General features: G+C 67.3%; 12 protein-coding genes. 8 read left to right on the forward strand and 4 right to left on the reverse strand.

The annotated features are described in order from the left end of the window. Positions 1-11 precede the first annotated feature (11 nt). From ACT2B0_RS15710 to ACT2B0_RS15740, 7 genes are read left to right on the forward strand one after another with little or no spacing between them, the layout of a single operon-like run. Positions 12-1,049 (forward strand): 3-hydroxyacyl-CoA dehydrogenase NAD-binding domain-containing protein, encoded by a 1,038-nt coding sequence (locus ACT2B0_RS15710; RefSeq protein ID WP_473459042.1) that lies wholly within the window; start codon positions 12-14, stop codon positions 1,047-1,049. A gap of 39 nt (positions 1,050-1,088) precedes the next feature. Continuing rightward, positions 1,089-2,252, forward strand: a complete 1,164-nt coding sequence (locus ACT2B0_RS15715; RefSeq protein WP_473459044.1) for an acyl-CoA dehydrogenase family protein — start codon at positions 1,089-1,091, stop codon at positions 2,250-2,252. A 9-nt stretch (positions 2,253-2,261) separates the two neighbouring features. Then, positions 2,262-2,999, forward strand: a complete 738-nt coding sequence (locus ACT2B0_RS15720; protein ID WP_473459046.1) for a DUF2161 domain-containing phosphodiesterase — start codon at positions 2,262-2,264, stop codon at positions 2,997-2,999. Then, positions 2,996-5,104 (forward strand): acetate--CoA ligase family protein, encoded by a 2,109-nt coding sequence (locus ACT2B0_RS15725; protein WP_473459048.1) that lies wholly within the window; start codon positions 2,996-2,998, stop codon positions 5,102-5,104. The genes ACT2B0_RS15720 and ACT2B0_RS15725 overlap by 4 nt, the downstream gene beginning before the upstream one ends. 14 nt (positions 5,105-5,118) lie before the next feature. Next, entirely contained in the window at positions 5,119-5,901 is a 783-nt protein-coding gene (locus ACT2B0_RS15730) for a carnitinyl-CoA dehydratase (protein ID WP_473459050.1), read from the forward strand. A 13-nt stretch (positions 5,902-5,914) separates the two neighbouring features. Continuing rightward, the gene (locus ACT2B0_RS15735; protein WP_473459052.1) at positions 5,915-6,856 is read left to right on the forward strand and encodes an alpha/beta hydrolase; all 942 of its coding nucleotides are present in this window, start codon (positions 5,915-5,917) and stop codon (positions 6,854-6,856) included. Between the two features lie 53 nt (positions 6,857-6,909). After that, positions 6,910-7,425, forward strand: coding sequence for a GNAT family N-acetyltransferase (locus tag ACT2B0_RS15740; RefSeq protein WP_473459054.1), 516 nt, complete (start codon positions 6,910-6,912; stop codon positions 7,423-7,425). A gap of 16 nt (positions 7,426-7,441) precedes the next feature. On the opposite strand, the gene pcaF is transcribed toward ACT2B0_RS15740, so the two are convergent. Genes pcaF through ACT2B0_RS15755 form a run of 3 tightly spaced genes read right to left on the reverse strand, consistent with a single transcriptional unit; the run spans position 7,442 to position 10,309 of the window. After that, positions 7,442-8,650 (reverse strand): 3-oxoadipyl-CoA thiolase, encoded by a 1,209-nt coding sequence (gene pcaF, locus ACT2B0_RS15745; RefSeq protein WP_473459056.1) that lies wholly within the window; start codon positions 8,648-8,650, stop codon positions 7,442-7,444. After that, entirely contained in the window at positions 8,643-9,455 is an 813-nt protein-coding gene (locus ACT2B0_RS15750; RefSeq protein ID WP_473459058.1) for a CoA-transferase subunit beta, read from the reverse strand. The genes pcaF and ACT2B0_RS15750 overlap by 8 nt, the downstream gene beginning before the upstream one ends. Then, complete coding sequence (locus ACT2B0_RS15755) at positions 9,455-10,309, reverse strand: CoA transferase subunit A (RefSeq protein WP_473459060.1); 855 nt, start codon at positions 10,307-10,309, stop codon at positions 9,455-9,457. The genes ACT2B0_RS15750 and ACT2B0_RS15755 overlap by 1 nt, the downstream gene beginning before the upstream one ends. 80 nt (positions 10,310-10,389) lie before the next feature. On the opposite strand from ACT2B0_RS15755, the gene ACT2B0_RS15760 reads away from it, so the two are divergent. Beyond that, a complete protein-coding gene (locus tag ACT2B0_RS15760; protein ID WP_473459062.1) occupies positions 10,390-11,163 on the forward strand; it encodes an IclR family transcriptional regulator domain-containing protein in 774 nt (257 codons plus the stop codon). Between the two features lie 22 nt (positions 11,164-11,185). Here the strand turns inward: ACT2B0_RS15760 and ACT2B0_RS15765 are convergent, their stop codons facing one another. Further along, complete coding sequence (locus ACT2B0_RS15765) at positions 11,186-13,531, reverse strand: glycoside hydrolase family 31 protein (protein WP_473459064.1); 2,346 nt, start codon at positions 13,529-13,531, stop codon at positions 11,186-11,188. Between the last annotated feature and the right edge of the window lie 130 nt (positions 13,532-13,661).

Below are 13,661 nucleotides of genomic sequence, written 5' to 3' on the forward strand. Positions count from 1 at the left end.
GAGAGGTTTTCATGACCATCACAAGAGCCGCATGTATCGGCGGGGGCGTCATTGGCGCCGGCTGGGTGGCCCGGCTGGTCCTCAACGGCATCGACGTCGCCGTTTTCGATCCCGACCCGCAAGCTGAGCGCAAGGTCGGCGCGGTGCTTGCCGGCGCGCGCCGGGCCTATGAGCGCATGGCCGGACAAGACCTGCCGAGACAAGGCGGGATCCGCTACGCGGCAAGCATCGCCGACGCCGTCCACGGCGCGACGCTGATCCAGGAAAGCGTGCCCGAACGGCTGGAGCTCAAACACGCGGTCCTGGCCGAGATCGACGCCCATGCCGAAGCCGACGCCATCGTCGGCTCCTCCACCTCCGGCATCAAGCCGAGCGACATGCAGACGGCGATGCGGCGTCCCGAGCGCCTCGTCGTCGCCCATCCCTTCAACCCGGTCTATCTGCTGCCGCTGGTGGAAATCGTCGGCGGTGAAAAGACCGCTCGCGAGCATGTCGAGCGAGCGAGCGCCCTCTATGCCTCGATCGGCATGAAGCCGGTCGTCGTGCGCAAGGAAATCGAGGCCTTCGTCGCCGACCGGCTCCTGGAAGCGATCTGGCGCGAATCGCTGTGGCTGATCAAGGACGGCATCTGCACCACCGAGGAGCTTGACGACATCGTGCGGTACGGCTTCGGCCTGCGCTACGCCCAGATGGGCGTGTTCGAGACCTATCGGATCGCCGGCGGCGAGGCCGGCATGCGCCATTTCATGGCCCAGTTCGGGCCCTGCCTCACGTGGCCGTGGACCAGGCTGATGGACGTACCGGAGTTCAACGACGAGCTGGTCGATCTGATCGCCGACCAATCCGACTCCCAGTCGGGGCAGTGGTCGATCCGCGACCTCGAACGGATCCGCGACGACAATCTGGTCGCGGTGATGGAGGCGCTCTCGAGCCAGAATCAGGGCAAGGGCTGGGGCGCGGGCGCGCTGCACAAGGATTATGTGGCACGCCTCGCCGAAGCCGCACGGCCGGACAAGGATGCGCGTGACGGCAACGGGAGCCAGACATGAAAAGGCGCGATCCCACCACGCCGGACGGGAGGTAAAGGCATGCATTTCGGCCTGAGCGAGGAACAGACGCTGATCGTCGAGACGACACGCGCCTTCGTCGAAAACGAGCTTTACCCGCACGAACAGGCGGTGGAGCGCAGCGGCCACCTGCCGATGGAGCTGATCCGCGAGCTGCAAAAAAAGGCGATCGCCGCCGGGCTTTACGCGGCAAACATGCCGGCCGAGGTCGGCGGTGCCGGCCTCGATACGCCGACATGGCTGCTTTATGAAAAAGAACTCGGCCGGGCCAATTACGCGCTGCACTGGACCTGCGTGGCCAGACCCTCCAACATCCTGCTCGCCGGCACCGACGCGCAGAAGGAAAAATATCTCTATCCCTGCATCCGCGGCGAAACCTGGGACTGCCTGGCCATGACCGAGCCCGGCGCCGGCTCCGACCTGCGCGGCATGAAGGCGAGCGCGGTGGAGAAGGGCGGCGACTGGGTCTTGAACGGCACCAAGCACTTCATTTCCCATGCCGACATCGCCGGCTTCGCGATCGTCTTCATGGCGACCGGCGAGGAGGAGACTCCGCGCGGCAAGCGTAAGAAGATCACCGCCTTTTTCGTCGACAAGGGCACGCCGGGCTTCACCGTGCGCGACGGCTACCGCAACGTCTCGCATCGCGGCTACACCAACGCCGTGCTGGAATTCGACGATTGCCGCCTGCCGAAGGACCAGGTGCTGGGCGAGGTGCATCGCGGTTTCGAGGTCGCCAATTCCTGGCTCGGCGCGACCCGGCTCCAGGTCGGCGCGACCTGCCTCGGCCGGGCCGACCGGGCGCTCGCCCACGCCATCGACTACGCCGCCCAGCGCGAGCAGTTCGGCCAGCGGATCGGCAAGTTCCAGGGCGTGTCCTTCAAGCTTGCAGACATGGCGACCGAACTGAAAGCGGCTGAGCTGATGGTCATGGAAGCCGGCTGGAAATACGACGCCGGCACGGTTACCGACCAGGACATGGCGATGGCCAAGCTCAAGGCGACCGAGATGCTCGCCTTCGTCGCCGACGAGGCGATCCAGATCCATGGCGGCATGGGACTGATGGACGACCTGCCGCTCGAGCGCATCTGGCGCGACGCCCGCGTCGAGCGTATCTGGGAAGGCACCAGCGAGATTCAACGCCACATTATTTCGCGCGCGCTGCTGCGGGCCGTGGGAGGATAGGACGACACGATGGCCGGCACGAGGATTCGCGAGGCCGACCTCTATGCGCCGGTCAAACGGCTCCTGGAGGCCCAGGGCTACGCCGTCAAGGGCGAGATCGGCGCGGCCGACGTGGTTGCGGTGCGCGGCGACGAGCCCCCGGTGATCGTGGAGCTCAAGGCCGGCTTTTCCCTGTCCCTGTTTCATCAGGCGATCGACCGCCTGGCGATCACCGACGCCGTCTATGTCGCCATTGCGCGCGGTCCCGGCCGCGCCTTTCTGCGCGCGCTCGCCGCCAACACCAAACTGTGCCGGCGCCTCGGGCTCGGACTGATCACCGTGCGGCTGAAGGACGAATTCGTCGAGGTCCACTGCGATCCCGAACCCTACCGGCCCCGGCAATCGGCGCCGCGGCGCGCGCGGCTGTTGCGCGAATATCACCGCCGCGTCGGCGACCCCAATACCGGCGGCACGATCCGCCGCAATCTGGTAACGGCCTACCGCCAGGACGCGCTGCGCTGCCTGCGCGTGCTCTCCGAAAACGGGCCGACAAAGGCCTCCGAGGTCGCCAGGCTTGCCAGTGTCGAGCAGGCGCGGCGGCTGATGGCGGACGACCATTATGGCTGGTTCGACCGCGTCCGCACCGGCATTTACGACCTGAGCCCGAAGGGTCGCGCCGCGCTCGCCGACTATGCCGACGAGATCGGCAGGATCTCCGCGCCGCCGCCCGAGGCGGCCGGGCAGAGCACGGGAGCGCCCGGTTCATGAGCGCACGCCGCGATTTCTCGCGCCTGCTGCGCCCGCGCTCGATCGCCGTCATCGGCGGCGGCTTCTTCGGCTCCAATGTCGTGCGCCAGTCGCTCAAGATGGGCTTTGCCGGCAACATCTGGCCCGTGCATCCGGTCAAGAAGGCGGTGGAAGGCGTTCCGGCCTTTGCCTCCGTCGCCGACCTGCCGGGCGCGCCCGATGCCGCCTTTATCGGCGTGAACCGCCACCTGACCGTCGAGATGGTCGGCGCGCTTGCCGCGCGCAGGACCGGTGGCGCGGTCTGCTTCGCGTCGGGCTTTCTGGAAGCCGGCGCCGAGGACGCCGACGGCGCGCGCCTGCAAGAGGCGCTCATCGCCGCCGCCGGTGCGATGCCGATCATCGGGCCGAACTGCTACGGCCTGATCAACTATGCCGACGGCGCCCTGTTGTGGCCCGACCAGCATGGTGGCGCCCGGCTCGCCGAGGGCGGCCGCGGCGCGGCGATCGTCACCCAGTCCTCCAACATCGCCATCAACATGACGATGCAGCGACGCGGCCTGCCGCTCGCCTATGTCATGACCGCCGGCAACCAGGCCCAGACCGGCCTGTCGGAAATCGGCCTCGGCCTGATCGAGGACGAGCGTGTCTCCTGCCTGGGATTGCATGTCGAAGGCTTCGATTCGGTGGCCGGCTTCGAGCGTCTGGCGGCGCGGGCGCGCGAGCTCGGCAAACCGATCGTGGCGATGAAGGTCGGCCGCTCGGCCGCCGCCCGCGCGGCGACCGTCTCGCACACGGCCTCGCTCGCCGGCTCCGACGCGGCCGCCGAGGCGTTTTTTGCGCGGATCGGCATTGCCCGCGTCCATTCGATCCCGGCCTTTCTCGAAACACTCAAGCTCTTGCATGCGGTGGGGCCTCTTTCCGGCCCGCGCCTGTCGTCAATGAGCTGCTCGGGCGGCGAGGCCTCGGTAATGGCCGACGCCGCCGAAGGCCGTTCGGTCGGCTTCCCGCCGCTTGCCGAACCGCATCGCGAGCGCGTCAAGCAGACGCTTGGCCCGTTGGTCGCGGTCGCAAATCCGCTCGACTACCACACCTTCATCTGGAACGACCGCGAAGCGATGACGGCGACGTTTTCGGCCATGATCGCCGGCGGGTTCGATCTCAACATGCTGGTGCTCGACTTTCCGCGCCGCGACCGTTGCACCGACGACGACTGGTGGCCGACTGTCGACGCCTTCGCCGCCGCCCTCGCGGCCAACGCGGCCAGCGGCGCGATCGTCGCCTCGCTGCCTGAAAACCTGCCCGAGGATTATTGCGCGAGCCTTTTGGCGCGCGGCGTCGCGCCTCTGTGCGGCACGGCCGAGGCGCTTGACGCGGCCGAAGCCGCGGCGGCGATTGGCGAGGCCTGGAAGCGCCCACTTCCGCCACCGGTCGCTCAGGCGCCCCCTGCGCGCCTCTGCCCACCGGGACCGGCCGGCGGCATCCCCGACGAGGCAGCGGCGAAATCGCTTCTCGCCGAAGCGGGCCTGGCGATACCGCCCGGCCGTGTGGTGGAAAGCGCCGAGGAAGCCTCGTTCGCCGCCACCGGGATCGGCTTTCCCGTGGCGCTCAAAGCGCTCGGCATCGCCCATAAATCCGAGCGCGGCGCGGTGCGCCTCGGGCTGACGGACGGTGCGGCCGTACACGACGCCGCGACCACGCTGCTGGCGCTCTCCGACCGGCTCTATGTCGAGCGCATGGTCGACGGCGGCATCGCCGAACTGATCGTCGGCGTCACCCGCGACCCGCTGTTCGGCCCGGTGATGACGGTCGGCTCCGGCGGCGTGTTGGTCGAACTCCTGCGCGACACCGAAACGCTTCTGCTGCCGCCGACACGCGCCGAGATCGAGGCGGCGTTGCGCCGGCTGGAGCTTTTTCCGCTGCTCGACGGCTATCGCGGCCGGCCCAGGGCCGATCTCGAAGCGGCCATCGACATTATCGCCGGCGTCGCGGACTTTGCCGGGGCCCACGCCGCCACACTTGATGAACTCGACATAAACCCGCTGATCGTGTGCGCCGAGGGCCAGGGAGCCTGGATCGCCGACGCGCTGATCGTGTTCACCCCGCCTTCCCCTCGAGGGGAAGGCTGAAGCCGGAGACAGCCATGTCCGATATCGTCAAGACCCGAAGCGAAGGCGCGATCCTGGAAATCACGCTCGACCGCCCCAAGGCCAACGCAATCGACCTGGCCACTTCGCGGCTGATGGGTGAGACCTTCAAGGCGTTCCGCGACGATGACACGCTGCGCGTCGCGATCGTCAGGACGGCGGGCGGCAAATTCTTCTCCGCCGGCTGGGATTTGAAGGCCGCCGCGAGCGGCGACGCGGTCGACGGCGATTACGGCGTCGGCGGGTTTGGCGGCCTGCAGGAACTGCTCGACATGAACAAGCCGGTGCTCGCCTGCGTCGACGGCATGGCGGTCGGCGGCGGCTTCGAGTTGGCGCTGTCCTGCGACCTGATCTACGCCTCGGACCGTTCCTCCTTCGCACTGCCCGAGATCCGTGCCGGCACGCTGGCCGACGCCGCCACCATCAAGCTGCCGAAGCGCATCCCCTATCACGTGGCGATGGACATGCTTTTGACCGGCCGCTGGATGGATGTCCAGGAAGCGCATCGCTGGGGGCTGGTCAACGAAGTGCTGGCGGCCGACCGGCTGGAAGAGCGGGTCTGGGAGGTGGCGCGCCTGCTCGCCTCCGGCCCGCCGCTGGTCTTCGCCGCCATCAAGGAGGTGGCGCGGGCGGCCGAGGCGATGAACTTCCAGGACGCGATGAACCGGGTCACCAAGCGTAAGTTCCGCACCGTCGACACGCTTTACGCCTCCGAAGACACTATGGAAGGGTTCCGCGCGTTTGCCGAAAAGCGCGATCCGGTGTGGAAAGGGCGATAGAGGAAAGCAGGTCATGACCGACTACGCCAAGCTCATCGACGCGCAGACCTGGGCCTTCATCGAGCGGACCAACTCGTTCTACCCGCCCGATACGGTCGACTGCTCGGTCGACCAACAGCGCGCAATCTATGATCGCATGTGCCGTGAATTCCATGCCGGCTATCCCGACGGTATCAGCGCGCAGACGGCCGCGATTGCGACCCCGTCCCACGCCATCCCGATCCGCCTCTATCGCGCCGCCACGCCCGATCCATCCGCGATGGTGCTCTATTTTCACGGCGGCGGCTTCATCCTCGGCGGGCTGGAAAGCCATGACGATGTCTGCGCCGAACTGTGTCAGCGCACCGGCTACGACGTCGTCTCGGTCGACTACCGGCTTTCGCCCGAGCATCTCTACCCGGCTTCGCACGAGGACGGTTATTCCGCCTTCGAATGGGCCGCGCGCGGCTATCGATGCCCGATCCTGCTCGCCGGCGATTCGGCCGGCGGCAATATCGCCGCCGCCGTCGCCGGGCGATACCGCCACCATCCGCGCGCGCCGGCCGGTCAGGTGCTGATCTATCCCGGCTTCGGCGGGGACCACACCAGGGGCTCCTACATCACCCACGCAAACGCGCCGATGCTGTCGACGCGCGACATGGCGTTCTACCAAAAGATGCGCACCGGCGGCGCCGACGTCTCGCGCGATGCCAGCTTCGCGCCGCTGCGCGACACCGACTTTTCCGGCCTGCCGCCGACCGTGATCGTGACGGCCGAATGCGACCCGCTCGCCTCCGACGGACCCGATTACCGCGACCGCATCGTTGAAGCCGGCGGCAGGGCCTGGTGCCACGAGGAAAAGGGCCTGGTGCACGGCTATCTGCGCGGCCGCCATATCGTCGACCGGGCGCGGCGGAGTTTCTCGCGCATCGTCGATGCCCTCAAGGCGCTCGGCAGGGGCGAATGGCCTTATTGAGGCACCACATCCAGGGCTTCACCAAAAGGCCGGCCCGTTCTAAACCGGTCCTCATGAACAGCGAATCCCTGCCCATCCTGCCGGTCGACGCCGGGGCCGAACCGGCAATGCTCGCCCTCAACAACCGACACGCCGTGGAACTGTCCTTTCTCGAACCGGAACGTCTCACCCGCCTGCTCGGCGCTGCATTCTGCGCGCGGCGGATCGGCCAGGTCGAGGCCTTCCTGATCGCCTTCGACCAGGATGCCGATTATGACAGTTCCAATTTCCAGTGGTTCAAGGCGCGCTACCCGCGCTTCGTCTATGTCGACCGGGTGGTCGTCGACCCGGCCGCGCGCGGCAAGGGCCACGCCCGGCGGCTCTACAGCCATCTGTTCGACAAGGCCGCGGCCGGCGGCTATCCGCTGGTCACCTGCGAGGTGAACGAACAACCGCCCAACCCGGCTTCCGACGCCTTTCATGCCGTGATGGGATTTGAGGCGATCGGCGCCGCCGCCCTGCCGGGCGGCGTGAAGTCGGTGCGTTATTTCGCCCGCCCGATCGGGGCGGATCCGCCCGCTTCGACCTGACGCTCAAGCCGCGCGGTCACACCCGCTCGAGCGCGATCGCGATGCCCTGACCGACGCCGATGCACATCGTCGCCAGCGCCAGCTTGGCGTTGCGTTCGCGAAGCTCCAGCGCCGCCGTGCCGGTGATCCGGGCCCCGGACATGCCGAGCGGGTGGCCGAGCGCGATCGCCCCCCCGTTCGGGTTCACGTGCTCCGCGTCCTCGGCAATACCGAGATCGCGGAGCACGGCGATGCCTTGGGAGGCAAAGGCTTCGTTGAGTTCGATTACATCGAAATCGGCGGGCTGAAGGCCGAGCCGCGCGCACAGCTTCTTGGTCGCGGGCGCCGGGCCGATGCCCATGATGCGCGGCGGCACGCCGGCGGTCGCACCGCCGAGGATACGGGCGATCGGCGTCAATCCGTATTTTTTCGCCGCCGCTTCGGAGGCCACGATCAGCGCCGCCGCGCCGTCATTGACGCCGGACGCGTTACCGGCCGTCACCGTGCCGCCTTCCTTCTTGAACGGCGTGCCCAGCTTGGCCAGCGTCTCCAGCGTGGTGCCGGCGCGCGGATGCTCGTCCTTGTCGACCACGACCGGATCGCCCTTGCGCTGAGGAATCGTCACGGGAACGATCTCCTTGGCCAGCCGGCCGTTTCCCTGCGCGGCGACGGCCTTGGCCTGGCTGCACACGGCGAACGCATCCTGATCGGCGCGCGACACGTTGAACGCCTCGGCGACGTTCTCGCCGGTCTCCGGCATGGAATCGACCCCGTACTGCTTCTTCATCAACGGGTTGATGAAACGCCAGCCAATGGTGGTGTCGTGGATTTCCGCATTGCGGGAGAAAGCAGTCGCCGCCTTCGGCATGACGAAGGGCGCGCGCGACATCGATTCCACGCCGCCGGCGATCATGATCTCCGCCTCGCCGGCCTTGATGGCGCGCGCCGCGATGGTGACGGCGTCCATGCCCGAGCCGCACAGCCGATTGACGGTCGAGCCAGGCACGTCGATCGGCAGACCGGCCAGAAGTGACGCCATCCGCGCCACGTTGCGGTTGTCCTCGCCGGCCTGGTTGGCGCAACCGTAAAACACATCGTCGATCGCCTGCCAGTCGACCGTGCCGTTGCGCTCGATCAGCGCGCGGATCGGGGCTGCGCCGAGGTCGTCGGCGCGTACGGAAGAAAGTGCCCCGCCGAAGCGGCCGATCGGTGTGCGGATATAGTCGCAGATAAAGGCTTCAGCCATCTTTCGATCCATTCTTCGCGCCGGAACCGGACGTCCCCTTATGGGCCGCCTCGGTGCGCGCCTTCAAGTCGCGCAACGTCTTCAGTTCCAGTGCGGTCGGCGCGGGCGTCTCGTCAAGCCTGTCGGCGAATTTCACCGTCCAGCCGCAGGTTTCCTGAACCTGCTCGCGGCTGACGCCGGGGTGCAGCGAGACGACGGTGAACTCCTTGGTCTCGGGGTCGGGTTCCCAGATCGCCAGATCGGTGATCAGCAGTGCCGGCCCCTCCGTGTCGATGCCGATGCGGCGGCGATGGTCGCCGCCCTCGCCATGTCCGAAGGAGGTGTAGAAATCGATCTTGTCGACCATGCCGCGCTTCGACTGGGCCATGGTGATGTAGATCTTCTGCGCCGAACTCGCGATCTCCGGCGCGCCGCCGCCGCCGGGAAGCCGGGTCTTGGGATGGTCGTAATCGCCGATCACCGTGGTGTTGATATTGCCGAACCGGTCGAGCTGGGCCGCGCCCAGGAAGCCGATGGTGATGCGCCCGCCCTGCAGCCAGTAGCGAAACATCTCCGGTACCGAGACCGTCGTCACCGCCGTCTCGCACAATTCCCCGTCGCCGATCGACAGCGGCAGAACGTCGGGCGCGGTTCCAATGGTTCCGGATTCATAGATCAGCGTGATGTCCGGCGCGTGGGTGAGACGCGCCACGTTGCAGGCGGCCGACGGCGCGCCGATGCCCACGAAGCAAACGTCGTCGCCCTTCAGGGCGCGGCTCGCCGCGATCGTCATCATCTCGTTGGGAGTGAAGTCTCGGTCGCTCATCACACCGCCCTCAGCGTTGCGACGCGGGCGGCGAAATCCTCCGCCGTCGCCTTGATCACGTTTTCGTCCATCCACGCGCGAAACAGCTCGCGGTCGGCGGCGATCCTGTCCCATTCCAGATAGCTGGCATTGTCGCGGGCATAATAGCCATGCGTATAGGACGGGTGCGCGCCGCCCGGCACCACCGCGATCGCCGTCACCGTCCAATGGGGCAGGATGGTCAGGTTTGGATGCAGGTCGGAAAAATCCTCCACCACCTCCTCGACCGTCACCACCGCGCGCTTGGCCGCCAGCACCGCTTCCTTCTGGATGCCGATAATGCCTTCGATCAGCACGTTGCCTTTGCGGTCGGCCTTCTGGGCGTGGATGAAGGTGACGTCGGGCCGCACCGCGGGGACCGCGGCCAGCGTCTCGCCGGAAAAAGGACAGGTCACCTGCTTGATATTGGCATTGACGCGGGAAAGCTCGGCGCCGAGATATCCGCGAAAGATCGCGCAGGGCAGCCCGGCCGCGCCGGCCTCGTAGGCATTGGCCATTGCCGCGTGCGAATGCTCTTCCAGCTCGATCGGGCGCGGATAGGCGTTCTCGACCGCATCGCGCATGCGCCTAAGAAGCCCGACGCCCGGATTGCCGGCATAGGAAAACACCAGCTTCCTGGCCAAACCCATTCCGATCATCTGGTCGTAGACGACATCGGGCGTCATGCGCACCAATGTCAGGTCCTTGACCCCCTGCCGGATCGCCTCGTGCGCGGCAGCGGTCGGAATGAGGTGCGTAAAACCTTCGAATGCGGCAATATCGCCGTCACGCAGATTGTCGGCCACCGCCTGCTTCAAAGGCACAAAAGTCGCCATGTCGCATCCTTAGCAAAGTTCGTATTGCGAACCTTTGTTTTGTGTGCGATACTGGTTATATGGATGCCTCGCCTGAGTCAATGCTCTCGGACCCCCAGTCGCGCGACCTCGTCGGCTCGCTTGGGCGCGGTCTGGCGGTGATGGAAATCCTGGCCGCGCACCCGGCCGGCATGACCCTGACCGAGATGGCCGAAAAGGCCGGCATAACCCGTGCCGGCGCGCGCCGCTTCCTGCACACGCTGGTGGCCGCCGGTTATGCGACCCAGGATGGCCGCACGTTCCGGCTGTCCTCGCGGCTGATCTCGGTCGCGCGCACCTGGCTCGGCAACGCGTCGCTGTGGTCCTTCGCCGAGCCCTTCATGCGCGCCGTCTCGCACCGTTTTGGCGAGGCCTGCTCGGCCGCCGTGCTGTCGGGCGAAAACGTGGTCTATGTCGCGCGCGTGCCCGGCCGCCATATTCTCAGCGTCGGCCTGCAGGTCGGCACCCGCCTGCCCGCCTTTTGCACCTCGATGGGGCGGGTTTTGCTGTCCAGCCTGCCCGACGACGAACTCGACCGGTTCCTGGCCGGCGCCGAGCTCAAGCCGCTGACGCCGAAAACCCGAACCGACCCGAAAACGCTCGCCGCGTTGATCCGTGCCGCCAAAGACGAGGGTTATACGCTCATCGACGAGGAACTCGAGCCGGGACTGCGCTCGATCGCCGTTCCCGTGCGCGACGGCAACGGCGCTATCGTCGCCGCGATCAACGTCTCCACCCAGACCGCCCGGCTGTCGGTCGCCGAGCTGAAAAGCGAAGTTCTGCCCGCGCTCAACGACGCGACGGCGAAGATCCGCGACTTTTTCGCGGTTCAGTAGGCCGCTTGCCGCAGATCGGCGTTCAGAGTGCGGTCTCGACCTCCAGGCGCCGCCCGTCCAATCCGCGCCCGACAAAACCGAGTTCCGGCCGGCCCCTGCCGCTCCAATTTTCCTCGACTGCCAGGCGGACGCGGTCGCGATCCCAGATGCCCCGGCACGATAACAGCGAGGCGTCGCGGTCGCGATAGCCCCAGCCGAGCCCATCGTCGAAAAACAGCGCCCGCTCCGTCGCGCCCGCGCCGGAACCGGCGAACAGGGTCAGTTCGACCCGAGTGAAATCGTGCGGCGCCTGCTCCGGCCAGTCGGTTGCAAGCGGCAGGATCGCGCCCGAGCGCACCAGCACCGGCAGCCGGCCGAGCGGCGCATCGATAGAGACGCGCCGCCCGCCGGCATGAACCGTCTCGCCGTGCAATTCGTGCCAGCCGCCCTCGACCCTCGGCAGATAGACATCCACCGCCCGCGCGCCTTCCTCGACCGCCGGCGCGACCAGGACGTCCGGCCCCAGCATGAAGCAGTCCGCCTCGGCCCGGCATTCCGGCTCGTCGAAATGATAAAACAGCGGCGTTATCAACGGCGTGCCATCGCGATGGGCGGCGTGGGCGAGGTGGTAGAGATAAGGCAGGAACCGGTAGCGCAACCTCAGCGCCTCGCGCACCGCGTCCGTCACCTCGGCGTGCATCCACGGCAGCGTCGCCGGATCGTCGAGCTGCGGCTTCCATGAATTCATCACCGCGCGCGGATGCAGCGACATCATCTCCACGAAACGCACCAGAAGCTCGGGACCGGGTCGCGGCCCGTCGAAACCACCGATATCATGGCCGGTGAACGGCATGCCCGACAGGCTCATCGACAGGCCCTGGCGCAGATTCCATTTCAGCGTATGCCAGCTCGTGCGATTGTCGCCGGTCCAGGTTTCGCCGTAACGCGCGATCCCGATCGGCCCGGCCCGGCTGATCGTGTAGGGGCGTTCGACCGGCCGGTGCTCGCGCGTCGCCTCGAAGGTTGCGCGTGTCATCAACAGCGCATGCACCGGCCGCATGTCGATCGCCGGCAGGCGATGCCCGAATCCGTCGACAGTGGCGGTCTCGTCCCACAATTCGCACTCGTTGTTGTCGTTCCAGCCGGCGCCGAAGCCGGCGTCCAGAACCTGCGCGGTGATGCCGGCCTTCCACCACGCGACGGTCGCGGGGTTGGTGAAGTCGAGGCTCGAGCCGTCGCCGCCCCAGAACATCTCGACGGCGGGCTGGCCGTCGCTGCGCCGCACGAACCAGCCCTCGCCCGCCGCCCTCGGATAGGCCGGGTGTTCGGTCAGCAATACCGGCTTCACATTGGCCGCCGTGCGGAACCCCAGCGCGCCGAGACTTGCGAAGAAGCCGTCGCGGTCGGGAAATTTCTGCGCGTTCCAGGTGAAGACGTAGCGCCGTCCGTCAGCGCGCGTCGTGTAGCCCGAGCCGCAATGGATGGCGCTGATTGGGATAGCATCCGCGCGGCAGCGTTCGGCGAACCCGGTGATGACGGCCTGCGCGTCGGGCGCGTCGGCGTGATGCATGGTGGTGAAGGCGAAGCCCATCGACCAGCGCGGCGGAAAATGTGGCTGGCCGGTCAGCGCCATCAGCCTGGGAACGATGTCGCGCACTTTCGGGCCGGCGACGACGTACACCACCATGCCCTTCTCCTGCAGATCCACATGCCGGTAGTGCGGGTGGTAGTTTGAATGTTCGGCACCCAGGTCGAAGGTCGCCTCGGCGAGCGTATCGTAGAGCAGTCCCGCCGCCGCGCCGCCCGGCTTCTCGGCGATCACGAATGGAACATGTTTGTAGAGCGGGTCGGAGGTCTCGGCATTGTAGCCGAGCGAATCCGTCTGCAGGCATCTGAGCCGGCGCCCGGTCCGGTCGAGCGGGCCGGTCTTGTCGCCGAGGCCGTAATGCCGCTCGTCGAGCATCCGGGCCTGGACATGGCGAAAGACGCCGCGCCCGGCAAACCATTGATAGGCGCCGGTCGGGCGATCGGCAACGACGCATTGCCAGCCTTCGGCCACGCGCCGTTCGACCGTCAGCGCAAGCGGCGCCGGCTGGACGACGACACGCCAGTCCCGCCCGAAATACGTCGTTTCGCTTTGCGCATCATGACGCGCTTCGAGCGGCGCGAAGCCTTCGACGGACAGTCGGTCTCGCCCCGGCCAGGGCACGTCGCCGCCGGGCGCGATCATCCAGGTGCGGTCGACGGCAAACCCGTTCTCGGGAATGACGGCGATCCGCAGCAGCCAGTCCGACAAGGCCTCCACGCGCAGCGAAAACCCGGCATCGAGCGGAGCGACGAGACCCGAGGCGGTCGCAAGGGCGGGCCCGGTCGTGGTGAGAAAACTCATGGCGCAAACATATCCTGGGTGAAGGAAAGCCCGAACGGGCGCTACGGGCGACGGCGACGGTGCTTGCCGGCCTCTCCGCTTTGGCGGCGCGCCGGCATCGCCCCGCCTGCACGACAGGGCGCAACGCTGC

The sequence above is a fragment of the Nitratireductor sp. J20-h4 genome, from assembly GCF_056780505.1.